This window comes from Agromyces sp. NPDC055658 (assembly GCF_053618155.1).
On record NZ_JBSHHD010000017.1, the window covers coordinates 52114 to 77116 of the forward strand.

Annotated in this window: 21 protein-coding genes; 14 read left to right on the forward strand and 7 right to left on the reverse strand. The window is 71.7% G+C overall.

The window, feature by feature from the left end:
- The first annotated feature begins 17 nt into the window (after nt 1–17).
- On the forward strand, nt 18–1844 hold the full coding sequence (locus ACWGPE_RS09995) for an ABC transporter ATP-binding protein (RefSeq protein WP_376931457.1): 1827 nt from the start codon (nt 18–20) through the stop codon (nt 1842–1844).
- Entirely contained in the window at nt 1841–3646 is a 1806-nt protein-coding gene (locus ACWGPE_RS10000; protein ID WP_452048610.1) for an ABC transporter ATP-binding protein, read from the forward strand. Before ACWGPE_RS09995 ends, ACWGPE_RS10000 begins: the two co-directional genes overlap by 4 nt.
- A gap of 75 nt (nt 3647–3721) precedes the next feature.
- On the opposite strand, the gene ACWGPE_RS10005 is transcribed toward ACWGPE_RS10000, so the two are convergent.
- Complete coding sequence (locus ACWGPE_RS10005; protein WP_452048611.1) at nt 3722–4477, reverse strand: hypothetical protein; 756 nt, start codon at nt 4475–4477, stop codon at nt 3722–3724.
- A 274-nt stretch (nt 4478–4751) separates the two neighbouring features.
- Between ACWGPE_RS10005 and ACWGPE_RS10010 the strand changes: the two genes are divergently transcribed.
- Together ACWGPE_RS10010 and ACWGPE_RS10015 are read left to right on the forward strand one after the other, a co-directional pair.
- Nucleotides 4752–5417 (forward strand): response regulator transcription factor, encoded by a 666-nt coding sequence (locus ACWGPE_RS10010; protein WP_231430175.1) that lies wholly within the window; start codon nt 4752–4754, stop codon nt 5415–5417.
- The gene (locus tag ACWGPE_RS10015) at nt 5417–7204 is read left to right on the forward strand and encodes a sensor histidine kinase (protein ID WP_231430176.1); all 1788 of its coding nucleotides are present in this window, start codon (nt 5417–5419) and stop codon (nt 7202–7204) included. The genes ACWGPE_RS10010 and ACWGPE_RS10015 overlap by 1 nt, the downstream gene beginning before the upstream one ends.
- Nucleotides 7205–7260: 56 nt before the next feature.
- Here the strand turns inward: ACWGPE_RS10015 and ACWGPE_RS10020 are convergent, their stop codons facing one another.
- Nucleotides 7261–7551: an MGMT family protein gene (locus ACWGPE_RS10020; RefSeq protein WP_231430177.1), complete on the reverse strand. Its 291-nt coding sequence runs from the start codon at nt 7549–7551 to the stop codon at nt 7261–7263.
- A 41-nt stretch (nt 7552–7592) separates the two neighbouring features.
- The gene (locus tag ACWGPE_RS10025) at nt 7593–8048 is read right to left on the reverse strand and encodes a GNAT family N-acetyltransferase (protein ID WP_231430178.1); all 456 of its coding nucleotides are present in this window, start codon (nt 8046–8048) and stop codon (nt 7593–7595) included.
- 213 nt (nt 8049–8261) lie between these two features.
- On the opposite strand from ACWGPE_RS10025, the gene ACWGPE_RS10030 reads away from it, so the two are divergent.
- The 9 genes from ACWGPE_RS10030 (at nt 8262) to nagB (ending at nt 19488) form a co-directional block, all read left to right on the forward strand.
- Complete coding sequence (locus ACWGPE_RS10030) at nt 8262–9479, forward strand: NADP-dependent isocitrate dehydrogenase (RefSeq protein ID WP_452048612.1); 1218 nt, start codon at nt 8262–8264, stop codon at nt 9477–9479.
- 109 nt (nt 9480–9588) lie between these two features.
- Complete coding sequence (locus tag ACWGPE_RS10035; RefSeq protein WP_452048613.1) at nt 9589–11469, forward strand: heavy metal translocating P-type ATPase; 1881 nt, start codon at nt 9589–9591, stop codon at nt 11467–11469.
- 172 nt (nt 11470–11641) lie between these two features.
- Nucleotides 11642–12814, forward strand: a complete 1173-nt coding sequence (locus ACWGPE_RS10040) for an ROK family transcriptional regulator (protein WP_376931458.1) — start codon at nt 11642–11644, stop codon at nt 12812–12814.
- A gap of 70 nt (nt 12815–12884) precedes the next feature.
- Entirely contained in the window at nt 12885–14132 is a 1248-nt protein-coding gene (locus tag ACWGPE_RS10045; protein ID WP_231430181.1) for an extracellular solute-binding protein, read from the forward strand.
- A gap of 152 nt (nt 14133–14284) precedes the next feature.
- Nucleotides 14285–15274 carry a carbohydrate ABC transporter permease gene (locus ACWGPE_RS10050; RefSeq protein WP_231430182.1) on the forward strand — a complete coding sequence of 330 codons (990 nt, stop codon included), beginning with the start codon at nt 14285–14287 and terminating at the stop codon, nt 15272–15274.
- The gene (locus ACWGPE_RS10055) at nt 15271–16230 is read left to right on the forward strand and encodes a carbohydrate ABC transporter permease (protein ID WP_231430183.1); all 960 of its coding nucleotides are present in this window, start codon (nt 15271–15273) and stop codon (nt 16228–16230) included. The genes ACWGPE_RS10050 and ACWGPE_RS10055 overlap by 4 nt, the downstream gene beginning before the upstream one ends.
- Nucleotides 16227–17759 (forward strand): glycoside hydrolase family 3 protein, encoded by a 1533-nt coding sequence (locus ACWGPE_RS10060; protein WP_452048614.1) that lies wholly within the window; start codon nt 16227–16229, stop codon nt 17757–17759. Before ACWGPE_RS10055 ends, ACWGPE_RS10060 begins: the two co-directional genes overlap by 4 nt.
- The gene (locus ACWGPE_RS10065; protein WP_231430185.1) at nt 17756–18718 is read left to right on the forward strand and encodes an ROK family protein; all 963 of its coding nucleotides are present in this window, start codon (nt 17756–17758) and stop codon (nt 18716–18718) included. The genes ACWGPE_RS10060 and ACWGPE_RS10065 overlap by 4 nt, the downstream gene beginning before the upstream one ends.
- Nucleotides 18703–19488 carry a glucosamine-6-phosphate deaminase gene (gene nagB / locus ACWGPE_RS10070; RefSeq protein ID WP_231430186.1) on the forward strand — a complete coding sequence of 262 codons (786 nt, stop codon included), beginning with the start codon at nt 18703–18705 and terminating at the stop codon, nt 19486–19488. Before ACWGPE_RS10065 ends, nagB begins: the two co-directional genes overlap by 16 nt.
- 15 nt (nt 19489–19503) lie before the next feature.
- Here the strand turns inward: nagB and ACWGPE_RS10075 are convergent, their stop codons facing one another.
- Entirely contained in the window at nt 19504–20097 is a 594-nt protein-coding gene (locus tag ACWGPE_RS10075; protein WP_452048615.1) for a TetR/AcrR family transcriptional regulator, read from the reverse strand.
- Between the two features lie 167 nt (nt 20098–20264).
- Between ACWGPE_RS10075 and ACWGPE_RS10080 the strand changes: the two genes are divergently transcribed.
- Nucleotides 20265–21320 (forward strand): hypothetical protein, encoded by a 1056-nt coding sequence (locus tag ACWGPE_RS10080; RefSeq protein WP_452048616.1) that lies wholly within the window; start codon nt 20265–20267, stop codon nt 21318–21320.
- A gap of 57 nt (nt 21321–21377) precedes the next feature.
- Here ACWGPE_RS10080 and ACWGPE_RS10085 read toward each other — a convergent pair whose 3' ends face one another.
- The 3 genes from ACWGPE_RS10085 to ACWGPE_RS10095 are packed head-to-tail and all read right to left on the reverse strand — an operon-like array spanning nt 21378 to nt 24595.
- Nucleotides 21378–21752, reverse strand: coding sequence for a YrdB family protein (locus ACWGPE_RS10085; protein WP_231430189.1), 375 nt, complete (start codon nt 21750–21752; stop codon nt 21378–21380).
- Nucleotides 21753–21776: 24 nt separating this feature from the next.
- A complete protein-coding gene (gene purU / locus ACWGPE_RS10090) occupies nt 21777–22649 on the reverse strand; it encodes a formyltetrahydrofolate deformylase (protein ID WP_231430190.1) in 873 nt (290 codons plus the stop codon).
- A gap of 26 nt (nt 22650–22675) precedes the next feature.
- Entirely contained in the window at nt 22676–24595 is a 1920-nt protein-coding gene (locus tag ACWGPE_RS10095; protein ID WP_452048617.1) for a sigma-70 family RNA polymerase sigma factor, read from the reverse strand.
- Nucleotides 24596–25003 lie beyond the last annotated feature (408 nt).

The following is a 25003-nucleotide window of genomic DNA, read 5'->3' on the forward strand; positions in this document are numbered from 1 at the left end:
AGTTCGCCGGGCCAGCGATGCCCGCGTTCATGGCCAGCATGGCGGCGGCGCTCGTCGCGCAGCTCATCGCCCTCACCATCCCGCAGGTCTTCGAGCAGATCGTCGACGGCCCGCTCGCCGACGGCGACGCCTCGGCGATCGTGCCGCTCGCGCTGCTCGTGTTCGCGCTCGGTGCGGCCGAGTCACTGCTCTACGCACTGCGCCGCTGGCTCGTCGTCGGCCCGGGCACGAAGGTCGAGGCGCGCATGCGCAACGCGCTCTACGCGAAGCTGCAGGACCTGCCGGTGAGCTTCCACGACCGCTGGCCGAGCGGCCAGCTGCTCTCGCGCGCGGTGAGCGATCTCGGCCTCATCCGCCGTTGGCTGAGCTTCGGCCTCGTGCTCACGGGAGCGAACCTCGTCATCATCGTGGTCGGCGTCGGCATCCTCATGTCGATGAACTGGATGCTGGGACTCATCTTCCTCGTCTGCTCGCTGCCGCTCTGGTGGGCCGGCTGGCGGTTCGAGGGTCGCTATTCGGAGAAGTCGCGCCTCAGCCAGGACCAGCAGGGCGACCTCGCGACCGCGGTCGAGGAGTCGGTGCACGGCATCCGCGTGCTCAAGGCGTTCGGCCGCGGCAAGTACGCGCTGTCGAGCTTCCGCGCCCAGGCAGAGTCGCTGCGGTCGACCGAGATCGAGAAGGCGCGCCTCGACGCGAACATCTGGGTGTGGATCATGGTCGTGCCGACCGTGGCGCTCGCGCTCTGCCTCGTCGTCGGCATCTGGCTCTCCGCGAACGGGCAGCTCTCGGTCGGCGAGCTCGTCGCATTCTTCGCGACCGCGACGGTGCTCGCGTGGCCGATCGAGTCGATCGGCTTCATGCTCGCGTTCGCGCTCGACGCGCGCACGGCGACCGACCGGTTCTTCGACATCATCGACAGCGAGAACACGATCGTCGATCCGGCCGACCCGCAGCACGTCGACCGCCCGCGCGGCGAGCTCGCGTTCACGGGCGTGCACTTCCGCTACCAGGACTCGCCCGAGCGGTTCGGCGACCTGCTCGACGGCGTCGACCTCGTCGTCGAACCGGGGGAGACGATGGCGCTCGTCGGCCTCACCGGCTGCGGCAAGACGACGATGACGGCGCTCACGACGCGTCTCTACGACGTCACCGGCGGCTCGGTGACCCTCGACGGCGTGGATGTGCGCGCCTTCACGAGAGAAGAGCTGCGCAGGCACATCGCGATGGCGTTCGAGGACGCGACGCTGTTCAGCGCGTCGGTGCGCGAGAACGTGCTGCTCGGCCGGCCCGAGCTCGCCGGCGACGACCCCGACGTGCGCGCCGAGGCGGAGCGGGTGCTCGACGAGGCCCTGCGCATCGCCCAGGCCGGCTTCGCGTACGACCTCCCCGACGGCGTCGACACGAAGGTCGGCGAAGAGGGCATGAGCCTCTCGGGCGGCCAGCGCCAGCGGCTCGCGCTCGCCCGGGCGGTCGCGGCGAAGCCCGCGGTGCTCGTGCTCGACGACCCGCTGTCGGCGCTCGACGTCGCGACCGAGGCGAAGGTCGAGGCCGAGCTCCGCGCGGTGCTCGCCGAAACGACCGCGCTCGTCGTCGCGCACCGGCCGTCGACGGTCATGCTCGCCGACCGGGTGGCCCTCCTCGAGGCGGGTCGCATCACGGCCGTCGGCACCCATTCCGAGCTCCTCCGCGAGAGCGAGCACTACCGCTTCGTCATCTCGAGCCTGGAGGACGAGGAGCGCCGCGACCTCGAGTCGCGTCCGCACCCCTCGCCGGCGTCCCGGCCGGCAGACGGGGGCGATGCCGACGAGGCATCCGAATTCGAACGAGAGGAGGCCGCATCATGAGCGTCACCGGCGTGCAGGGCGAAGAGCGCGACCAGTACTCGAAGGCCGAGTCGCGACACATCCGCGTCCGATCGCGGCGTCTGCTCGGGTCGCTGCTGCGACCGCTCACGGGCAAGCTGTGGCTGACCGCGGCGGCGGTCGTGGTCTCGTCGGCGGCGCAGGTCGCGGGCCCGGCGATCATCGCGTACGGCATCGACCAGGGCATCCCAGCGCTCATGGCGCAGGACTGGATGCCCGCGGCGTTCGCCGGGGTCGCCTACCTCGTGACCGGCCTCGTCGGGGCGTTCCTCATCTCGGCGTACATCAGGCTGTCGGCGCGCGTCGCCCAGGCCGTGCTCATCGACCTGCGCACGCGGGTGTTCCTGCACACGCAGAAGCTGTCGCTCGAGTTCCACGAGACCTACACCTCCGGGCGCATCATCTCGCGGCAGACGAGCGACCTCGACGCCATCCGCGAGCTCATGGACGAGGGGCTCACGCTGCTCGTGCGCGGCCTCATGTACATGGTCTTCACCGCGATCATGCTGTTCATCCTCGACGCGCCCTCGGGGTTCGTGCTGCTCGTCGCCCTCATCCCGCTCGGCATCCTCACCCGGTGGTTCCAGGTGCGGTCGCAGTCGCTGTTCCGCCGCTCCCGGGTGGCGTCGGCGAAGCTCATCGTGCAGTTCGTCGAGACGATGACGGGCATCCGCGCGGTGCAGGCCTTCCGCAAGGAGCGCCGCAACGAGCACGAGTTCGGCGGCCTCGTCGAGGACTACCGCGACGTCAACGCGAAGGTGCTCGGCCTCTTCGTCGTCTTCAACCCGGGCCTCGCGCTCATCGGCAACACCGCGGTCGCGGTGACGATCGTGCTCGGCGGATTCCGGGTCATCGACGGCGGCCTCGAGGTCGGCGTGCTGCTCGCCGCGGTGCTCTACACGAAGCGGTTCTTCGACCCGATGGAGGACCTCGCGATGTTCTACAACGGGTACCAGTCCGCCTCATCGGCGCTCGAGAAGATCTCGGGCGTCCTCGAGGAGGAGCCGAGCGTTCCCGACCCGGCCCACCCGGTCGACCTCTGGAACGCCGAGGGCCGGGTCCGGTTCGACGGCGTCGAGTTCTCGTACGTCGAGGGCCGCAGCATCCTGCCCCGGTTCGACCTCGACATCCCGGCCGGCCAGACGATCGCGCTCGTCGGCTCGACGGGCGCCGGCAAGTCCACCCTCGCGAAGCTCATCGCCCGGTTCTACGACCCGAGCGAGGGCGTCGTCTCGCTCGACGGGGTCTCGCTCGCCGAGCTCCACCCGAAGGACCTGCGCCGGGCGATCGTCATGGTCACGCAGGAGGCGTACCTGTTCTCCGGCTCGGTCGCCGACAACATCGCGCTCGGCAAGCCCGACGCGACGTTCGACGAGATCGTGCGGGCGGCCATGGCGGTCGGCGCCCACGAGTTCATCGAGGGGCTGCCGAACGGGTACGACACCGACGTGAACAAGCGCGGCGGGCGCGTGAGCGCGGGGCAGCGCCAGCTCATCTCGTTCGCGCGCGCGTTCCTCGCCGACCCGGCGGTGCTCATCCTCGACGAGGCGACGAGCTCGCTCGACATCCCGAGCGAGCGACTCGTGCAGGAGGGCCTGACGAAGCTGCTGGCCGACCGCACCGCGATCATCATCGCGCACCGCCTCTCCACGGTCGCGATCGCCGACCGGGTGCTGGTCATGGAGCACGGCCGCATCGTCGAGGACGGCGCGCCCGTCGACCTCATCGGCGGCGAGGGGCGGTTCGCCGCGCTGCATGCCGCGTGGCGCGACTCGCTCGTCTGAGCGGCCGCAGCCCTGCTCGCGGAACGCCCCGCACCCGGTGACGGGTGCGGGGCGTTCCCGTTCGCGTCGACGCGCTCAGGCCGCGCGCCGGGCGACGACCCGGTAGCGCCGAGCGGCTCCGCGCACCGCCGCGTGCAGGTCGCGGCCGAGTCGCGCGCGGGATGCCTCGTGGCGGGCGTCGAGCCCGCCGAGGTCGAGGTCGAGCGTGTCGAAGGCGGACAGCCCGCCGCGTTCGAGCCGCCGCATGATGGCGACGGTCCTGCGGATCCTGCGTCCGCGCCGATGCGCGACTCCGTCGAGCTGGAGGGTGAACCCGGCCACCCGGATCCCCGCCGCCCGGCAGGCGCGGACGGTGCGTGCGGCGGCGCGCGGGGCGACGCCGCGGTCGTGACGCCGGACGCCGCCGAACGAGAGCCGCACGAGCACCGCGACCTCGGGAAGCTCCCGGAAGTTCGCGAGCTCGTCGGGGCCGCCGATGACGAACAGGCGGACTCCGCGCAGGTACGCGCCCGTGATCTCGGCGACGGGGGCGGCGGGCCGTGCGTGCAGGCACCGGCCGATCGTCACGCGCTCGCGCTCGAGGCGGTCGATCTCGCGGTGCGAGTCGACGGCGAATGCGGCGCCGAACGCGTCGGCCGCCCGGATGCCCGCCGGGTCCTGCAGCGACCGGGTCGACACGACGAGACCGGCCTCCGGCAGCTCACCCCGCAGGGCGAGCAGGCGGTCGGAGATCGGGGCGGTGGCGGTCGTCGCGGAGGAGGTGCGCCGACGGGCGCCGGCCACGCGGCGGCCCGCGGCGGGGGAGATTCGGAGGCGCTCGATCGTGGACATGCCGGAAGTGTCGCGCACGGTCGCGGTCGCCGCGTCATGGCCGCCCACGAAAACGATCAGGTGCTGACCCTGATCCTCCGGCGGCGCGCACGTCGCCCGGGCAGCCTGCCACACCCTCGCCCCGACCGGATCCGGGTACCCCCTGAATCGGGGGCGCGGCGCGGCGCGCGAACGCGCTACGGTCGAGTCAGGCGGGGGCGACCGGTCCGGTCATCCGCGCCTTCAGACCGGTTCGTTCCCTGCGGTCCGGATCGGCGAAACGAGAAGAGGTGCGATGGTCGAGGCATCCCGGCCGCTGCGGGTGGCCATCGCCGACGACGCGCTGCTGCTGCGCGAGGGCATCGCCAAGGTGCTCGAGGGCGGCGGCCTCGACGTCGTGGCCTCGGTGGGCACGGGCGACGAGCTCGTCGAGACGGTACGGGCGGGCGGCATCGACGCCGCGGTGCTCGACATCCGCATGCCCCCGAGCTTCCGCGACGAGGGCATCCTCGCGCTGGAGGAGCTGCGCGCGGGCGGATCGACCATCGGCGTCCTGCTGCTCTCGATGTACGCGACCCCCGAGTACGCGCTCCGCGTCATGGGCGCGGGCAGCGGCACGGGCTACCTGCTGAAGGAGCGGGTCTCCGAGCCGCAGACGCTCGTGCGGGCGGTCGAGACGGTCGCCTCGGGCGGATCGGTCGTCGACCCCGAGGTGGTCGAGCAGCTGGTGCACCGCACCCGGGCCGATGATCCGCTGTCGCGCCTGACCGAGCGCGAGCGCTCGGTGCTCGAGCTCATGGCGCAGGGGTACTCGAACGGCGGCATCGCGCAGACGCTCTTCCTCGGACTGAAGACGGTCGAGACCCACGTCCGGTCGATCCTGCAGAAGCTCGACCTCGAGGAGTCACCCGAGCACCACCGGCGCGTGCTCGCGGTGCTGACGCTCCTCGGCGCGAGGTGATGGCGCCCGGCCGCAAGGGCCGGATCATCAGGCGCAGCATCACGATCGGCATCGTGGTCGCGCTGAGCCTCGGCATGGAGGTCGCCGGCTTCGTCGCGACCCCCGCGGCCGAACGCCCCGAGGTCGGCTACACGACCCTGCACGCGATCGTGCCGCTCGTGTTCGCGGCGTGCGCGGGCGTGGCCTGGGCCATCGGGCCGTCGCGGGTGCCGGCCCGGCTCATGGTGCTGTTCCCCGTGTTCTGGATCCCGGTGCCGTTCCTCCGCGTCGTGGAGGGCCTCGGCTGGCTGTGGCCGCTGCTCTACGGCGTGCATCTCTGGTGGGGGGTGCTCACGGGCGTCCTCGTGCTGCTCTACCCGCGCGGCGACCTCGACGGGCGCCTCGCGCGCTGGGTCGCCGGCATCGCGTTCGGCGCCTCGCTCGTGTTCCTGCTCGGCACGGTGCTGCTCGCGCAGCCGCCGGAGGAGATCTGCTCGTGCGCACCGAACCCGTACGCGGTGGGCGAAGCGCCGGTCCTGTACGCCGCGATCGACATCGGGTACCGGCTCGTCGGGGTGCTCCTCGCCCTCGTCATCGCGGCGCGCCTGCTCGTTCGCTGGGTGCGCGGCAGCGTGCCCGCCCGCACCGTCGCCTTCCTCATGCCCCTCGCGCTGTTCGCGTGGGCGACGACGCTCGCCGCGCAGGCCGTCACGTACGCGGCGTCGGGCACCGCCGACCAGGTGCTCGCGACGGTCTCGCTCGTCGCCATCGCGTCGATCCCCGTGAGCTTCGTCGCGGGGATCGCGCACACCCGCAACATGCGTGCCCGCGTCGCCGACCTCATGCGCATCACGCGCGAGGGCGCCGACCGCGGACTCTGGGCCGAGTCGCTCGCCCGCACCCTGCGCGACGCCTCCGTGCGGGTGTACTGGTGGGACGAGGAGCGCGGGCGGTACGCGGATGCCTCGGGCGAGCCCATCGTGCACGATCCCGCCGACCGTCACGGAGACCACGGCCTGCTGCCCGTCGCCTCGCCGACCGGCATGCCGATCGCACTCATCCGCCACGACCGGGTGCTCACCGACAACATGCGCCTGCTCGACGGCGTGTCGAGCGCGCTCCGCCTCTCGGTCGACAACGGGCGGCTCCGGTCGGAGATCGAGCGCACGCTCGATCAGGTGCGGCAGTCGCGAGCCCGCATCGTCGAGGCGGGCGACGAGGCGCGCCGCCGCATCGAGCGCGACCTGCACGACGGCGCCCAGCAGCGCCTCGTCTCGCTCGGCATGCGACTCAGGCTCGCCGCGAACCAGGCCCGTGACCGCGGCATGGAGCCGCTCGGCGTCGAACTCGACGGCAACATCGCGATGCTGAACGATGCGCTCAAGGAGCTGCGCGAACTCGCGCACGGCATCCACCCGTCGCTGCTCTCGTCGGGCGGTCTCGCGCTCGCCGTGCCCGAGCTCGCCGGGCGCTGCCCCGTGCCGGTCGAGATCGACGTCCAGGCCGAGGGGCGGCTGCCCGAGGTCGTCGAGTCGACCGCGTACTTCGCCGTGGCGGAGTCGCTCGCGAACATCGCCAAGCACGCGCAGGCGACGCGCGCGTGGGTGCGCGCCCACCTCGTCGACGGGGTGCTCGAGATCGTCGTGCGCGACAACGGCGTCGGCGGGGCCGCGCCCGACGGCGGCGGCATGCTCGGCATCGCCGACCGAGTCGACGCCGTCGGCGGCGACCTCGCGATCGACAGCCCGCGCGGCGCCGGCACGACGATCACGATCCGCATCCCGGTGCCGTCACCCGCCGCCGGTTGAGCGGCGCCGACGCACAGGGGCGACGCGCATCGGAGCGGCGATGACGGCGTGGGTCGTCAGGGGCGCCAGCGCGCGGCGGCGAGGTCGACGCGGTAGCCGTCGTCGTCGCGGGTCGCGATGAGCGGCGTGCCCTCGCGGTCGTAGTGCTCGCGGGCGCGCTCGGCGTGGCCCGACGGCGGGCGGCCGCCGGCGCGGATCACGCGCCACCACGCGACATCCGCCCCGTACCTGGCCATCACCTGCCCGACCGCGCGGGCGCCGCGCGAACCGAGCAGCGCGGCGACGTCGCCGTAGGTGGCGACGCACCCCGGCGGGATGTCGGCGACGACGGCGAGCACCGCCTCCACGAAGCCCGCGGCCGGCCCCTCGACGTGCCCCGGGAACTCGTTCAGAGTTCGAGCGCCCCGATGATGTCGCCGTACTGGGTCTCGCCGACGTCGACGAAGCCGACCCGGTGGAAGAACTTCTCGGGGCCGAGCTCGCCCGGCTCCCACAGCACCGTGATGCGGTCGAAGCCGCGGCGCTTCGCCTCTTCGGCGAGCGCGGTCGCGAGGAACCGGCCGACGCCCTTGCCCTGCACCTCGGCGTCGACGTTGATGCGCCAGATGCACGCACGGAACTCCTCGTGCGGGTTCTCGGGGTCGAAGTTGCCGTGGATGAAGCCCACGACCTTCTCGTCGGCGTCGAGGGCGACGCGCTGCCACGCGGTCTGCGGATTCACGACCGAGGCCTCTGCGGAGTAGGTGACGGGTGCGATGAACTGTTCCTGGCCGGGCTTCAGCGACAACGTGTTCGCCGCCACGATGTTCGAGGCGGACAGTTCTTCCAGTCTCAGCTCAGCCATGCGCCAAGGCTAACCCGTCGATCGCGCACCGGGGTAGCAGGGATGACCCCGAGCCGACCCCGAGCGGACCCCGAGCGGTCGCATCACGCATGCACGAGGCATCCGGGTTTGTCTCGATGTCGAGATATCTGCGTGACGCGGTAAGCTGGCAGACGGCGTATCCGCCCTACGAGACTTCCTCGATTCCCCGAGAGATCCAAGGAGAGATCCACGTTGTCCAAGATCAAGGTTGAAGGCACGGTCGTCGAGCTCGACGGCGACGAGATGACCCGCATCATCTGGCAGGCCATCAAGGACCAGCTCATCCACCCGTACCTCGACGTGAACCTCGAGTACTACGACCTCTCGATCCAGAAGCGCGACGAGACCGACGACCAGATCACGGTCGACGCGGCCAACGCGATCAAGAAGCACGGCGTCGGCGTCAAGTGCGCGACCATCACCCCCGACGAGGCCCGCGTCGAGGAGTTCGGCCTCAAGAAGATGTGGCGTTCGCCGAACGGCACGATCCGCAACATCCTCGGCGGCGTGATCTTCCGCGAGCCGATCATCATCTCGAACATCCCGCGCCTCGTGCCCGGCTGGAACAAGCCGATCGTCGTCGGCCGTCACGCGTTCGGCGACCAGTACCGCGCCACCGACTTCCGCTTCGAGGGCGAGGGCACCCTCACGATGACCTTCACCCCGAAGGACGGCTCGGAGTCCCAGCAGTTCGAGGTCTTCCAGTCGCCGGGGTCGGGCGTCGCGATGGGCATGTACAACCTCGACGAGTCGATCAAGGACTTCGCGCGCGCGTCGCTCAACTACGGCCTCGCCCGCAACTACCCGGTGTACCTCTCGACGAAGAACACGATCCTGAAGGCGTACGACGGCCGCTTCAAGGACCTCTTCCAGGAGGTGTTCGACACCGAGTTCAAGGAGCAGTTCGACGCCGCCGGCCTCACCTACGAGCACCGCCTCATCGACGACATGGTCGCCTCCTCGCTGAAGTGGGAGGGCGGCTACGTCTGGGCGTGCAAGAACTACGACGGCGACGTGCAGTCCGACACGGTCGCGCAGGGCTTCGGCTCGCTCGGCCTCATGACGAGCGTGCTGGCGACGCCCGACGGCAAGGTCGTCGAGGCCGAGGCGGCGCACGGCACCGTCACCCGTCACTACCGCCAGCACCAGCAGGGCAAGCCCACCTCGACCAACCCGATCGCCTCGATCTACGCCTGGACGCGCGGCCTCGCGCACCGCGGCAAGCTCGACGGCAACCAGGAGCTCATCGAGTTCGCCGCGACCCTCGAGGACGTCGTCATCAAGACCGTCGAGTCCGGTGCGATGACGAAGGACCTGGCGCTCCTCGTCGGCCCCGAGCAGGGCTACCAGACGACCGAGGAGTTCCTCGACACGATCGACGCGAACCTCAAGGCGCGCCTGGGCGCGTAGGTCCCGTCGGCCGCCCGCGCGGCGCTCGACGAAGGGACGAAGGGGTGGATGCTCTCGGGCATCCGCCCCTTCGTCGCGTTCGCGGCCCGCACGGGGGAGGATGGGACGCATGGCTCGCCTCGTGAAGCTCGCCCGCCGGTACTGGGTCGTCACGCTCACGCTCGCGATCGGACTCGTGGGCATCGTGCTCGCGCTGTCCGGAGCGGGCGTCGCCGTGCAATGGCTGTTCAGCGCGTACGCGCTCGCCGTCGCCGCGTGGCAGGCGGTGCTGATGGTCCGCGACATCCTGCGCGGGCACTGGGGACTCGACATCCTCGCCGTGACCGCCATCGTCGCGACGGTGCTCGTCGGCGAGTACGTGGCGGCACTGCTCGTCGTGCTCATGCTCACCGGGGGAGCGGCGCTCGAGGACTACGCCAACCGCCGCGCGAAGCGCGAGCTCGACGCCCTGCTGACCCGGTCGCCGCAGCTCGCGCACCGGCTCGAGGGCGACGAACTCGTCGAGGTGCCGGTCGACCGGGTCGTCGCGGGCGACGTGCTGCTCGTGCGCCCGAGCGAGATCGTGCCGGTCGACGGCGAGCTGCGCTCGCACGAGGCGGCGTTCGACGAGTCGTCGATCACGGGCGAGAGCGTGCCGGTCGAGAAGCGCGCGGGCGACGCAGTGCTGAGCGGATCGGTGAACGGCCAGTCGGCGGTCGAGATCAGGGCGACGGCGACGGCCGCCGACAGCCAGTACCAGCAGATCGTCGCGCTCGTCGCCGGCGCAGCCGAGTCGAGGGCCCCCGTCGTGCGCCTCGCCGATCGGTACGCGGTGCCGTTCACGCTGTTCTCGCTCGCGCTCGCGGGCGTCGCCTGGTGGCTGTCGGGCGATCCGGTGCGGTTCGCCGAGGTGCTCGTGCTCGCGACCCCGTGCCCGCTGCTCATCGCGGCGCCGGTCGCATTCATCGGCGGCATGAGCCGCGCCGCAAGCAACGGCGTCATCGTGAAGGCGGGCGGCGTGCTCGAGTCGCTCGCTGCAGCGAAGACGGCCGTGTTCGACAAGACGGGCACGCTCACGCACGGCGAGCCGACGCTCGTCGCCGTCCGCCCGGCGGGCGGACTCGGCGACGACGAGCTGCTGGCGCTCGTCGCGTCGGCCGAGCAGTACTCGTCGCACGTGCTCGCCGCGTCGATGATCGACGCGGCTCGGGAACGCGGACTCGCGCTCGCCGAGGCCGATGCCGCGCGCGAGGAGGCGACGAACGGCGTCGTCGCGACGATCGGCGGACGCGAGGTCGTCGTCGGCAAGTTCGCGTTCGTCCGCGCGCACGCGCCGGAGGCCGAGCGCACGCCGATCGCCCCCGGCGAGCTCGCCGTCTACGTCGCGGTCGACGGCCGGTACGGCGGGGCGCTGCTCGCGAGCGACCGGCTGCGCGAGAATGCGCGATCGACCCTCGAGCGCCTCGACGAGCTCGGCGTGCACGACACGATGATGCTCACGGGCGACGCGAAGGCGACGGCCGACCACATCGCCGCCGAGCTCGGCATCTCGCGCGTGCACGCCGAGTGCCTGCCGGCCGACAAGGTGCGCGAGGTCGCCGCGATCGCCGCCCGGCCGGTCATCATGGTGGGCGACGGCGTCAACGACGCGCCGGTGCTCGCCGCCGCCGACGTCGGCATCGCGATGGGCGCGAAGGGGGCGACGGCGGCGAGCGAGTCGGCGTCGGCGGTGATCCTCGTCGACGACATCTCGCGCACGGCGAAGGCCGTCGAGATCGGCCGCGACACCGTGCGGATCGCACTGCAGAGCATCTGGATCGGCATCGTCGTGAGCGTCGCGCTCATGCTCGTCGCGGCCTTCGGCGTGATTCCGGCGACCGTGGGCGCGCTGCTGCAGGAGGTGGTCGACCTCGTCACGATCCTCGCGGCGCTGCGCGCCATCGGCGGCCGTCTGGATGCCGCGAGCGAGGCCCGCGCCGAGGCATCCGCCCCCGCTCGTCAGGCGGCCTGAGCGACGCCCGGCCGGTGACCGTCACAACTCGGTAACGGGCCGAGAAAATCCGGGCGAACACTTGCGCGAGGTTTGTTCGTAATGTTTACTAACAAACGTGACTGCAACGGAAACGCAGCGAGGCCCGGTCACCGCGGAGCCGACGCACACCACCTCGGTGGCGGCTTCCGACCTGCTCACCGTTCCGTTCGCGGGTGCGCCGATCTTCACCCGCTCGCGCGCCCTGCGGCCCACGAGCAAGGTGCTGCCCGAGCACGCCCGGAGCCACAACCGCGCGCTCGTGCTGCAGACCCTCTACACGGCGGGCGGCCAGAGCCGCGCCGACGTCGCACGTGAGACCGGGCTGACCCGGGTCACCGTCTCCGACCTCGTCGCCGAGCTCATCGCCGAGGGCCTCGTCGTCGAGCTCGGCCCGCGCGAGGGCGTCCGGCCCGGCAAGCCGGCGACGATCATCGACGTCGACCGCGCCGCGTTCCAGATCCTCGGCCTCGACCTCTCGGGGCACGAGGTGTTCCACGGCGTCGTGACCGCCCTCGACGGCACCATCCTCGAGCGGGTGTCGCTCGAGCGCGCCGGCGCCACCGGCGAGCAGGCCGTCGAACTCGTCGAGTCGATCGTCGAGCGCCTGCTCGGCCTCGCGACCGCGCCGGTGCTCGGCATCGGCGTCGGATCGCCCGGTGTCGTCGACCCGCTCGGCGTCGTGCGGTCGGCGCCGAACCTCGGGTGGTTCGACCTGCCGCTGCAGGCCCGGCTGGCGGCCCGCACCGAACTGCCCGTGCACGTCGCGAACGACGCGAACGTCGCCGTGCTCGCCGAGCACGGCGCGACCCCGCTCGACGACCTCCTGCTCATCAAGATCGGCCACGGTGTCGGCGCCGGCCTCATCGTCGGCGGCCGCCCGGTCATCGGCGGCGGCTTCGCGGCCGGCGAGATCGGCCATGTCGTGGTCGGCACCGACGGCGGCCCCCGCTGCGCGTGCGGCAAGGACGGATGCCTCGAAGCCTGGCTCGCCGTTCCGCGACTGACCGAGCAGCTCGACTCGCTCGCGGGCGAGCCCGCCGCCGTGCAGGCCGCGCGCGACGAGATCCTGCGCGAGGCCGGGCGTCGGCTCGGCATCGTGCTCGCGCCCGTGGTGGGCGCACTGAATCTGACGGAGGTCGTGCTCAGCGGCCCCGCCGAACTGCTCGACGGCCCGTTCCACGACGCGACCGTCGACACCCTCCGGCAGCGGACGATGGCGGTGCTCAACCGTGATCTGAGGCTCCGGATGTCCGAGCAGGCGGAGGACGTCGTCCTCCGCGGCGCGGCCGTCATGGTCCTCTCCGGACAACTCGGGGTCTCGTGAGGGACTCCACGCACCAAGGGTGACAGCGAACCCCCGCTGCCAGCCCAACCCCCATGAAAGGAAACGACAAATGAGGAAACTCGGCATTGTGGCCCTCGGTGCCGCGGCTGCCCTGACCCTCGCCGGTTGCAGCACCGGTGGCGGCGACAACGGTTCCGCCGACGGCGGCGAGATCACCGTCTGGGTCGTCGGCACCGACACCCCGAAGGAGGCCCGCGCCTACCTCAAGGACACCTTCGAGTCCGAGAACAAGGGCTGGACCCTCAACGTCGAGGAGAAGACCTGGGCCGACGTGAGCGACACCTACGCCGCCGCGCTCCAGTCCAACGACTCGCCCGACGTGGTCGAGGTCGGGAACACCCAGACGGCGAGCTTCGCCGACCAGGGCCTCTTCCTCCCGCTCGACGACTTCGACAGCTCGGCGTACCTGCCGGGCCTCGTCGACTCGGCGACCTACGACGGCGAGCTCTACGCCGCACCGTACTACGCCGGCGGCCGCATCGTGTTCTACAGCCCCGAGGTCCTCGGCGACACCGCCCTCCCCACGACGCTCGACGAGTACGTCGCGACGGGCGAGGCTCGCAAGACCGACACCGTCTCGGGCATCTGGGCTCCGGGCCGCGACTGGTACAACGCGCTGCCCTACGTCTGGGAGCACGGCGGCTTCATCGCCGAGCAGGAGGGCGACGAGTGGAAGGCCGGCTTCTCGAGCGAGGGCGGCATCGAGGGCCTGACGCAGCTGCAGCAGGTCTACCTCAAGGCGTCGAACGCGCCGAAGGACGGCGACGAGACGGACCCCCAGGTGCCGTTCTGCGCCGGTGAGGTCCTCTTCCTCTCGGCACCCGCGTGGGTGCAGTGGTCGATCACGGCTCCGGCCGACGCCGAGGCGCCCGGCTGCCCCGACACCTACGGCAAGGACCTCCAGGCCTTCCCGCTCCCGGGCGGCACGGCCGGTGAGACCGCGCCGATCTTCGCCGGTGGCTCGAACATCGCCGTCGCGACGAAGAGCGCGAACCCCGAGCAGGCTCGCGCCGCGCTCGACATCATGGCGGGCGAGGGCTACCAGAAGCTCCTCGCCGAGGGCGGACTCACCCCGGGTCTGACGGCGGCTGCGTCGTCGCTGCCCGACACCCCGATCGCGAAGGCCCAGGCCACCGCGCTCGAGAACTCGAAGGTCACCCCGACCACTCCGAAGTGGGCCGAGGTCGAGGCCTCGCAGATCATCCAGGAGGCGCTCGTGAAGATCGCCCAGGGTGGCGACGTGCCGACCATCGCGGCCGACCTCGACAAGCAGATCGAGGAGATCCTCAACAGCTAGCCTGTTGAGCCCCGCGGGGGCGGAGTCCCACACAGCTCCGCCCCCGCTCCTCTGCCCGGCCACGGCCGGAAGCGGATCGAGCGGCGCCGGTGCCGCGAGTCGTACCATCAGTCATACCCGCGTCCCCCTCGCGGTCACCCAGAGGAGCAGCCATGAGCGCAACCCTCACCGAGCCTGACGCAGCGCCGCGCACGCCGACCACCAGACCACCCCGTCCCCCGAAGGGCTCCTCCGCAGGCGCCCGCAAGAAGAAGCCGCTGCCGTGGGCGCCCTGGGCGCTGCTCGGCCCCAGCATCGCCCTCCTCATCGTGATGGTCGTCTACCCGACGATCGTGATGTTCATCACCTCGTTCACGAACCTCGAGATCAAGAACAAGATGCTCGGCACGGCGCCCGACTTCGTCGGGTTCGACAACTACCTCGAGATCTTCACCGACTCGCAGTTCCCCCAGGTGCTCGCCCGCAGCCTCGGCCTCATGGTCGTGCTCACCGTGCTCATCGTCGTGTTCGGCATGCTCATCGGGCTGACCCTGACGAAGCTCTCGAAGGCCTGGCGCCTCGCCGTCTCGATCGCGCTGCTGTTCGCCTGGGCGATGCCGCCGCTGGCCGCGACCGTCGTCTGGGGCTGGATGTTCGACACCGACTACGGCGTCGTCAACTGGGCCCTCAACACGATCACCGGCACGCAGGACTGGCGCGGCCACGGCTGGCTCGAGAACCCGTGGTCGTTCATGATGGTGCTCGTCATCATCGTCACGTGGCAGAGCATCCCCTTCGCCGCGATCACCTTCTACGCGGGCCTCGGCCAGGTCCCCGACGAGGTCATCGAGGCGTCGTCGCTCGACGGCGCGAGCGCCTGGCAGCGGTTCCGGCTCATCATCCTGCCGTACATGCGCAACGTCATCACCGCCGTGCTCGTGCTCGAGACCATCTGGAACCTGCGCATCTTCACGCAGGTGTACTCCCTGCAGCAGCAGGGCGGCCTCGCGAGCGAGACGAACGTGCTGCCGACCTACCTGTTCCGCCAGGGCATCGGCGAGTTCGGCACGACCGCCGCGATCGGCGTGTTCATGATGATCCTGCTGATGAGCATCTCCTACTTCAACGTCCGCAACTCCCTGAAAGACGAGGAAGAGCTGTGAGCATCAGTCCCGGAATGCAGCTCGCCGAAGAGCCCGGGTCGGTCGCGGCCGACACGCGCGCCGCCACCACGATCCGCGACGGCGGCCGCCTCGGCCGGCGCGCCGGCCGCCGCAAGGGCCTGTTCGGCCGCATCGGCCTCAACGCCTGGGCACTCGTCATCATCGTGTGCTCGATCTTCCCGGTCTACTGGATGGTGAACATGTCGTTCACCCCCTCGAACCAGATCATCAGCCGCAACCCGAGCCTGCTGCCGCTCGACTTCACGTTCAAGAACTACGTCACGGCATGGACCCGCGAGGCGGCGCCCGGCCAGACCGACTTCCCGCACGCGCTCGGCTCCAGCATCATCGTCGCCGTCGCGGTCGTCGTGGTGGGCGCGGTCTTCGCCTTCCTCGCGTCGATCGCGCTCTCGCGCTTCGCGTTCCGCGGCCGGGTGTTCTTCATCGTCGCGGTCCTCGTCGTGCAGATGGTGCCGGGCGAGGCGATGATGTTCACGATCTACAACATGATCGACGACTGGCGCCTCATGAACACCCTGCTGGGCCTGTTCATCGTGCACCTCGCCGCGGTCGTGCCGTTCACGATCTGGACGCTGCGCGGCTTCGTCAAGGGCGTGCCCGAGGAGCTCGAGGAGGCGGCCATGATCGACGGCTGCACCAAGGCCCAGGCATTCTGGAAGGTCACCTTCCCGCTCATGGCGCCCGCGCTCGTCTCGACCGGCATCTTCGCCTTCATCCAGAGCTGGAACGAGTTCCTGATGGCCCTGCTCCTGCTCAAGGGCTACAACCTCACCCTCCCGCCGTGGCTGAACTCGTTCCAGTCGGCGACCGAGGCGACCAACTGGGGCGCCGTCATGGCCGGTTCGACCCTCATCACCCTGCCCGTCGTGATCTTCTTCCTGTTCGTGCAGCGGCGGATGGTCGGCGGCCTCGTGGCCGGAGCCGTCAAGGGATGAGCGCCGCCACTCAGACCGGTGATGCCGCGGCGCTGCACCGGGACATCCTGACGACCCTGCTTCCCGCATTCGTGGGGCCGGTGGCCCCCGAGTGGGTGCTCGCCCGGCTGCGCGCCGGCCTCGGCGGCATCTGCCTCTTCGGCGAGAACGTCGTCGACCCCGAGCAGTTGCGCGCGCTCAACGCGAGCCTGCGCGAGGCGAACCCCGAGGCCGTCATCGCGATCGACGAGGAGGGCGGCGATGTCACTCGGCTCTTCTACGACCGCGGGGCGCCGTTCCCCGGCAACGCCGTGCTCGGCCGCATCGACGAACCCGAGCTCACCCGTCGGGTCGCGGCCGAGGTGGGTCGTGCGCTCGCCGCGACCGGCTGCACGGTGACCTTCGGGCCCGACGTCGACGTGAACGCCAACCCCGACAACCCGGTGATCGGCGTGCGGAGCTTCGGCGCCGACCCGGCGCTCGTCTCGCGGCACAGCGCCGCATGGGTCGAGGGCCTGCAGCAGACCGGCATCGCCGCGAGCGCCAAGCACTTCCCCGGGCACGGCGACACCGCGACCGACTCGCACCTCGCGCTTCCGGTCGTCGACGTGCCGCTCGCGACGCTGCGCGATCGCGAGCTCGCGCCGTTCGAGGCGGCGATCGCGGCGGGCACCCGCACGATCATGACCTCGCACATCCTCATCCCGCAGCTCGATGCGGAGAACCCGGCCACCCTCTCCCCGCGTATTCTGCACGGCCTGCTCCGCGGGGAGCTGGGGTTCGAGGGCGTCATCGTGAGTGACGCCCTCGACATGAAGGGGGCGAGCGGCGTGCACGGCATACCCGAAGCCGCTGTGCGCGCCCTCGCCGCCGGTTGCGACCTGCTGTGCATCGGCGCCGACAACACCGACGCCCAGATCAGCGAGATCGTCGACGCCGTCGCACAGGCGATCGCGTCCGGCCGGCTCCCGGTCGATCGGGTTCGCGACGCCGCGGCACGGGTGCGTGCCCTCGGGGCCACGGCCCCGGCGGTGCCCGAGGGCCCCGCCGCGCCCGATGTGATCGAGCCCGCCCACGACGACGAGGAGATCGCCCGCGTGGTCGGGGCGTTCGAGGTGTCGGATGACGCGAGCGAACGCCTCTCGCGAACGTCGGGCATCGGCACGGTGATCCGCGTCGACACGGTGGCGAACATCGCCATCGGCGTCGCGCCGTGGGGGCCGTTCGCGGCCGAGGCGGTCGCCGAGCGCCCGTCGTGGCTGAGCCGTGCCGAGATCGTCCCCCTCGCCGAGGGGTCCGGACTCGCCGACCCCGCCGCCCTCTCCGGCTCGGTGCTCGTCGTCGGCAAGGACCTGCACCGGCATGCGTTCGCCCGCGCCGCGATCGACGCGCTCCGCGCCGTGCGCGACGACGTCGTGACGATCGACATGGGCTGGCCGTCGCACGATCGCGCCTATGCGGACGTCGCGACCTTCGGGGCCTCCCGTCTGGTCGGCGATGCGGTGCTCGCCTTCGTCGACGGCGCACTCGCGCCGTTGGCGGCCCGGTGAGCCTCGGTGGCGTCGTGCGGCTCGGCATCGACATCGGCGGTACGAAGACCGCCGCAGTGGCGATCGGCGACGGCGGCGAACTGAGCGACCAGGTGCGCATGCCGACCGGGTTCGGCGCCGACGCGGTGGTCGAGACCGCCCTGCGCACCGTCGAACGCATGGCGGAGGTCTCGGGGCTCGGCACGGGCGCCTTCACCTCGATCGGCATCGGCATCCCCGGAGCCGTCGACAACGAGACGGGTCGGGTCGCGCACGCCGTGAACCTCGGGCTCGAGGGCCTCGACCTCGGCGCGCGGCTCGCCGACCGGCTGGGCATCGACGTGCGCATCGAGAACGACGTCAAGGCCGCGGCGCTCGGCGCCCACCACCTGCTCGGCCGCACGGACGACCGGGCGGACGCAGGCGTCGTCGGCGAACGGTCGATGGCCTACCTGAACCTCGGCACCGGTCTCGCCGCGGGCATCGTGCAGGGCCGGCGCCTGCTGCGCGGCGGGCACGGCGTCGCCGGCGAGATCGGGCACATCCCGGTCGATCCGGCCGGTGATCGGTGCGGGTGCGGGCAGCGCGGCTGCCTCGAGACGTTCGCGTCGGGGTCGGCGATCGCGAGAACCTGGCCGACGCTCGCCGAGCTGCCCGCCCGAGAACTCTTCGACGCGGCCGAGGCCGGTGACGCCGAGGCGGTGCGGGTGCGCGAGCGGTTCCTCTGGGGCGTCGCCGCCGCGGTGCGGCTCCTCGTGCTGACCGCCGACGTCGACGACGTCGTCATCGGCGGGGGGCTCGCCGCGCTCGGCGACCCGCTCGTCGTCGGCACGCGCCGTATCCTGAACGAGTGGGCCGCCGACTCGGCGTTCCTCGCCTCACTGGATCTCGCTGAGCGGGTCCAGGTCATCCCCCTCGGTTTCCCGGCAGCGGCAGTGGGCGCTGCCCTGGTTGGAGTAGCGCAATGGCAGAAGTCGTAATCGTCGACAGCGACGAGGCCGCCGGCGAGCTCGTCGCCGACGCGATCGTCTCGCTCATCAGGCGGAAGCCCGATGCGGTGCTCGGGCTCGCCACCGGTTCGACCCCGCTCGCGAGCTATCGCGCCCTCGCCGCGCGAATCTCGGCCGAGTCGATCGACGTGCGGGGCGTGCGCGGGTTCGCGCTCGACGAGTACGTGGGGCTCCCGGCGGGCCACCCCGAGAGCTATCGGGCCGTCATCACCCGCGAAGTCGTCGAACCGCTCGGCCTCACGCCCGAGCTCGTGCGAGTGCCGAACGGCGACCCGGCGACGATCGAGCACGCGGGCGCGGACTACGAGGCCGCGATCACCGCGGCCGGCGGGGTCGACCTGCAGATCCTCGGCATCGGCCGCACGGGCCACATCGGCTTCAACGAGCCGGGTTCGTCGCTCGCGTCGCTCACCCGCGTGAAGACGCTCACCGAGCCGACCCGCATCGACAACGCACGGTTCTTCGACTCGCCCGACGACGTGCCGATGCACTGCATCACGCAGGGGATCGGCACGATCCTGCGGGCGCGGCATCTCGTGCTCCTCGCCTTCGGCGAGGCCAAGGCCGAGGCGGTCGCCGCCGCGGTCGAGGGCGGGGTCTCCGCGAGCCAGCCCGGATCGGCGATCCAGCTGCACCCGCACGCGACGGTGATCGTCGACGCCGCGGCCGCATCGCGGCTCGCCAACCTCGACTACTACCGGCACGCCTGGGCGAACAAGCCGGCCTGGCAGGGCATCTGACCGCCGCTCCGCGGGTCAGTGGGGGAGGGCCTCGGGGAGGGCTGCGAGGTACGCATCCTCGTCGAAGCCGTCGACGAGCTGCCGTTGCACGACGAAGCCCGGCCCGAGGGCGATGAGCACCGGCGTGAGGCGAGCCGCCCATGCCTCGGGGTCGCCGTCGATGCGGTCGGCATTGGCCTCGCCCCACTCGACGAGCTGGGTGCGCAGCGTCTCGCGCAGGCGCACGAGCACGCCCTGCACGAGTTCGCGGATCTCGTCGTCGATCGCGGCCTCGGCCCAGAGCTGCAGCAGGATGCGGCTGAACCCCTCGTGGCGCATGCCGTCGACGATCGTGGCCATGACCTCGCCGGGCGAGAGCGGGCGCCCGTCGTCGGCGCGGCGGGCGAGCAGCTCGGATCGACGGGCCTCGAGCGTTCGCGCGGCGACGGCCGCGACGAGGTCGCGCTTGCCGGTGAAGTGCCCGTAGATCGCGCCCGCCGACAAGCCCGACTCCGAGATGATGTCGGCCATCGAGGTGCGCTGGAAGCCCTTCTCCGAGAAGGCGCGCAGCGCGGCGTCGAGAATCTCGTCGCGGCGGGCGGCGCGATGCTCGGCGGTGACCTTCGGCATGGTCGCCTCCTCGTCGCAAACAGAATGAACGTTCTTGACAAGCATAGGCTGCGGGCGCATCCTTATAAAGAACGAACATTCGTTTTATAGATGCCGATGAGGCAGGGCGGCCGGGCCGAACGCCGCTGCCCGCCGCCACGGCCGCTCGCCCTGAGGAGGCGCCAACCATGCCCCACGCCGATGCCGTGAACCGGCATACCCCCATCGCACGCGTCGTCGGACTCGGCCTCGCCCTCGCCGCCGTCGTCGCGGTCATCGTGCTCGGCTTCTCGTGGCCGTCGGTCACGGCGGAGGCGAAGGACCTGCCGATCGCGATCACCGGCCCGGCCGAGGCCGTCGATGCGGCCGAGGCGGCCGTCGACGAGCAGCAGCCGGGCGCGATCGCGTTCGTCGAGGTCGACGACCGTGATGCCGCCGTCAGCGCGATCGAGACCCGCGAGGTCTACGGCGCCGTGGTGCTCGGCCAGGCGCCAGAGGTGCTCACCACGTCGGCCGGGAGCCTCGTCGTCGCCCAACTGCTCGGCACGGTCGCGACGAACCTCGAAGAGGGCGTCAACGCGCAGGCGGCGGCGGCCGCAGAGGCGGCCGGTGCTCCGACCGCGCCGCCGCACATCGACGTCGCGGTCACCGATGTCGTACCGCTCGCCGACACCGACCCGCGCGGCACGGGGCTCGCGGCCGCGCTCTTCCCGCTCGTGCTCGGCGGCATGCTCGGCGGCATCGCCATCTCGCTCTCGGTGATCGGCGCGATGCGCCGGGTGCTCGCCGTCGTGGTCTACGCCGCCGCGGGCGGGCTCGTGCTCGCCGGCATCCTGCAGGGCTGGTTCGGTGCGCTGCAGGGCGACTACTGGCTCAACGCCGCCGCGATCGGACTCGCCCTCGCAGCGATCGCGGCGCCGATCACGGGCTTCGTCGCCCTCTTCGGCCGGGCCGGCATCGCCGTGGGTCCCGTCGTCATGCTGCTGTTCGCCAACCCGATCTCGGCGGCGGCGATCCCGAAGGAGTTCATCGCCGAGCCATGGGGCGAGATCGGCCAATGGTTCCCGCCGGGCGCCGCCGCGACGCTCGTGCGCGACCTCTCGTACTTCCCGGCGGCCGACACGACCTTCCCGTGGCTCGTGCTCGCCGCGTGGGCCGTCGGCGGGCTGCTGCTCAGCGTGGTGGGGCACTTCCGCACGGCGGGCGGCGCGGAGCCCGATGCCGAGGCGGCCGTGGAGGCCTGAAGGCTCGGCAGCGACCACGCACCCCGCCCGCCCGGCAGGCGGAGCGGGGTCGCGTCGTCAGCCCGCCAGTTCCTTGCGCCCGTTGATGATGCCGCTCACTGCGGCGATCACGGCGAAGACGACGGCGACGACGGGCTGGCCCATGATCCACCACGCGATCGCGGCCGACGAGAACACGGCGATCTCGACGAGCGCCTTCACGAACGGGTCGACCCGGAAGACGGCCTTGGGTGAGCGGAACAGGCCCCAGAGCAGGATCGCCAGCGCGGGGGCGCCGATGCCGACGAGGATGCCCGGCCACGGCAGCGCGAACGCGGTGAAGCCGAAGATGCCGAGCGAGACGATCGCGAACAGCTCGAGGAAGAACCGCAGGATGTCGTTCGGCCCGATCTTCGGCTGGGCGGACTGCGCGGGCTGGGGTGCGTTGCTCACAACCCTCGAGTCTACCCGCGCGACTCAGCGGAAGATGATGGTGCGGGCGCCGTCGAGCAGCACGCGGCGCTCGGCGAACCACTTGACCGCCTGGCTGAGGGTGCGGCTCTCTTCGTCTTGACCGATCGCGACGAGCTCGGCGACGGATCGCGAGTGGTCGACGCGCACGACGTTCTGCTCGATGATCGGGCCCTCGTCGAGGTCGCTCGTCACGAAGTGCGCCGTCGCCCCGATGAGCTTCACGCCGCGCGCGTGGGCCTGCCGATAGGGGTTCGCGCCCTTGAATCCCGGCAGGAACGAATGGTGGATGTTGATGCAGCGGCCCGCGAGGGCCTCGCACAGCTCGGGGGAGAGGATCTGCATGTACCGGGCGAGCACGACGAGCTCGATGTCGTGCTCGTCGATCGCGGCGAGCACGCGCCGCTCGAACTCGGCCTTCTCGGCGGGGCTCGTGACCGCGGCCGACTCGAACGGGACCCCGTAGAAGTCGACGAGGTCGCGCAGCGTGCCGTGGTTCGAGAGCACGAGCGGGATCTCGACCGGCAGCTGCCCCGCACGCTGGCGGAACAGCAGGTCGTTGACGCAGTGCCCGGCCGTCGAGGCGAGCACGAGCGTGCGCAGCGGCCGGCCGACCTCGTCGAGGTGCCACTGCATGCTCCACCGCTCGGTCACCGGCGCGAGCGCGGCCTCGAAGTCGGCACGGGTGGCCGGCGACTCGACCTGCAACCGCATGAAGAAGCGGCCGGTGTCGAGGCTCGCGAACTGCTGGCTCTCGGTGATGTTGCCGCCGGAGGCGACGATGGCACCTGAGATCGCGTGCACGATGCCCGGTCCGTCGACGCAGCTCAGGGTCACGACCCAGTGGTACAGGCGTTCTGGCGCGGCATCCGTCGTCATCCGCCCAGATTACCGGGCGCGCGGCCTCAGCCGGCGCTCGGGGAGGCCGTGACCGGCTCGTCCTGGGAGGACGTGGCCTGGCCGACGGGACCCACTCGGTCGCCGACGCGGTAGCGCACGGTCATCGACCGGAGCGACTCGGCGTCGTCGACGAGCCGGAAGCGCGCCGAACCGCGTCGGTCGAGCGTGAACGTGTGCCACGTCGAGCCGTCGACGACGAGATCGGCGTCGGCGCCCGCGATCCCGTCGCTCACGTCGATGCGCCAGAGGATGCCCTTCCAGACGAAGAGCTTGAGCCTCGGCGGCGTCGCGAGGTGCACCGCGAACTCGGTCGGTTCGGATTGGTTGCCCGCCACGTCGACCTGCACGGCGCGGTAGACGGAATCGCCTGCAGGCACGCCGTCGAGGGTCAGCGACCAGGCGCCATCGGCGTCGGCGGTGGTCTGCCAGCCGCCCGCGGTCGAAGACGTCGCCGCGATTCGTGCGGCTCCGGCGCCGGCGCTCACCGTGACCGTCGCTCCGGGCTCGGCGGTGCCCGAGACGACGGGCTCGACGAGCCCGCCGCCGGTGTCCGGTTCGAAGAGCTCGGGCGCCAGCGCCTCGGTGTCGATCGGCGTCGGCGTGGGCGTGGGCGTGGGCGTGGGCGTGGGCGTCGGCGTGGGGGTCGGCGTCGGCGTGGGGGCCGGCGTGGGCGACGGTGTCGGTGCGGGAGCCGGCGGCGTGGATCGCGCCTCGGTGTCGCCCGGCGCAGGGGCGGGGTCCGCGACGGCATCGTCGTCGGGCGGAACCGGCGCCGACTCGTCGACGGGTGGGGGCGGTGCGGCGGGGGCCGGCGCCTCGGCCGCCTCGGGGGCTGCCGGCGGCTCGCCGACGGCGTCGTTCACGGGAGCGGCGACGGGATCGTTCGTCGCGACCAGGCTCGGTGCGATGACGGCGATCGCGACGGCCGCCGCGGCGAGCACCAGTGCCCCCGCGCCGATCGCGACACCCGTGCCGACCGCGACCCCCGAGCCGGCGGCACCGGCCGAGCCCGCGGCTCCCGTCGACGACGCAGCACCAGAGGAACCGGCCGCGCTTGCCGCGCCCGCCGTCCCGGTCGACGCGGCGCCGGCTCCTGCAGCGCCCACGCCGCCGGCACCCATGGCGAGGGTCGTGACGGCCGTGCCCTGGGACAGCCAGGCCGAATAGGCGGTCGCACCGCCGATGCCGGCCGCGAGCGGCAGCAGCACGAGCGCGAGGCGCGAACCGACCTCCCGGGCCTCGGCCGCCACGATCGTGCAGCGGGCGCAGTCGTCGAGATGGGCCTCGAGCTTCGCCGTGTCGCGGGCGCGCAGCTTGCCGCGGGTGTACGTGCCGAGCCGATCGATCGTCCAGCGGCACTCTGGCTCGGTCGCGTTCTTGAGGTGCGCCTGGATCCACGCCTGGCGGAGACCCTCGCGCGCCCGGTACGCGAGCGCAGCCGTCGAGTTCGCGCTCATGCCGACGAGCGGAGCGATCTGCTGCGGCGTCATCCCCTCGACCTCGCTGTACCAGAGCACCTCCTGCCACCTGGTGGGCAAGGATCGGAAGGCCTGCGCCGTCGTCGAGCGGTCGAGCGCCTCGAGGGTCGCCGACTCGCTCGTCTCGGGGTCCTCGAACGACTCGAGGGTCTCGAGGTTCGTCTCGTGGCGTGCACGGCCCCAGCTCGCGGCCGTGTTCCGGATGGTCGTGAACAGATACGGGCGGAACGCGGCCGTCGGGCCCTTGCCCGCGAGGATCGCGTCGTAGATGCGCGTGAACGACTCGGCGACGAGGTCGTCGGGATCGAGCGAGCTGTACGAGCGGGCGACGGTCCTGCCCGAGGCCGCATGCCGCTGCCAGAGCTCGCCGTACGCCGCGGAGTCGCCCCGGCGGGTGCGCTCGATGAGCGCCGCGTCGGCGGCATGGTCGGTGCGCACGGGGGGCACGCGGCTCCTTCTGATCAGTGGGGTGCGGTCGGCGGATCGGGTCGTCACCCGCGGGCGCGAGTGGTGGCCCACCCGAGAGACGCGAGAACGGGCTGATCATGACGCGCCCGGGCGGATGTCACCAATTCCAGCAGATTTCTCCGGGAATCGCGTCATAGATCCGCATCGACCCCGTCTCATGGGGTGAGGGCGTGAGAATCGCCCTCCGAGAACCGCCGTCTCGGGGACCCGAAGACCGAGACGGCCGCCGGGTACCCGCCGGCGGAGCAGCGGTCGCGCCGGGGGAGGCGCGTCGCTCGATCGGGCTGGGGTCCGGAGGCGATGGGGAACACGCCTCGGGGCCCCGCCCTCGCTCTCGACTGGCCCACCCTCTCTCGTCAGACGCGATCGGGAACAGGGCAGCCCTCA

Coding starts and splice junctions, on each gene's coding strand:
- ACWGPE_RS10060 (WP_452048614.1), top strand. CDS start 16,227: ATGAGCGCCGCCACTCAGACCGGTGATGCCGCGGCGCTGCACCGGGAC.
- ACWGPE_RS10045 (WP_231430181.1), top strand. CDS start 12,885: ATGAGGAAACTCGGCATTGTGGCCCTCGGTGCCGCGGCTGCCCTGACC.
- ACWGPE_RS10050 (WP_231430182.1), top strand. CDS start 14,285: ATGAGCGCAACCCTCACCGAGCCTGACGCAGCGCCGCGCACGCCGACC.
- purU (WP_231430190.1), bottom strand. CDS start 22,649: ATGACGACGGATGCCGCGCCAGAACGCCTGTACCACTGGGTCGTGACC.
- ACWGPE_RS10035 (WP_452048613.1), top strand. CDS start 9,589: ATGGCTCGCCTCGTGAAGCTCGCCCGCCGGTACTGGGTCGTCACGCTC.
- nagB (WP_231430186.1), top strand. CDS start 18,703: ATGGCAGAAGTCGTAATCGTCGACAGCGACGAGGCCGCCGGCGAGCTC.
- ACWGPE_RS10080 (WP_452048616.1), top strand. CDS start 20,265: ATGCCCCACGCCGATGCCGTGAACCGGCATACCCCCATCGCACGCGTC.
- ACWGPE_RS09995 (WP_376931457.1), top strand. CDS start 18: ATGCCCGCGTTCATGGCCAGCATGGCGGCGGCGCTCGTCGCGCAGCTC.
- ACWGPE_RS10025 (WP_231430178.1), bottom strand. CDS start 8,048: ATGGCTGAGCTGAGACTGGAAGAACTGTCCGCCTCGAACATCGTGGCG.
- ACWGPE_RS10015 (WP_231430176.1), top strand. CDS start 5,417: ATGGCGCCCGGCCGCAAGGGCCGGATCATCAGGCGCAGCATCACGATC.
- ACWGPE_RS10000 (WP_452048610.1), top strand. CDS start 1,841: ATGAGCGTCACCGGCGTGCAGGGCGAAGAGCGCGACCAGTACTCGAAG.
- ACWGPE_RS10005 (WP_452048611.1), bottom strand. CDS start 4,477: ATGTCCACGATCGAGCGCCTCCGAATCTCCCCCGCCGCGGGCCGCCGC.
- ACWGPE_RS10075 (WP_452048615.1), bottom strand. CDS start 20,097: ATGCCGAAGGTCACCGCCGAGCATCGCGCCGCCCGCCGCGACGAGATT.
- ACWGPE_RS10010 (WP_231430175.1), top strand. CDS start 4,752: ATGGTCGAGGCATCCCGGCCGCTGCGGGTGGCCATCGCCGACGACGCG.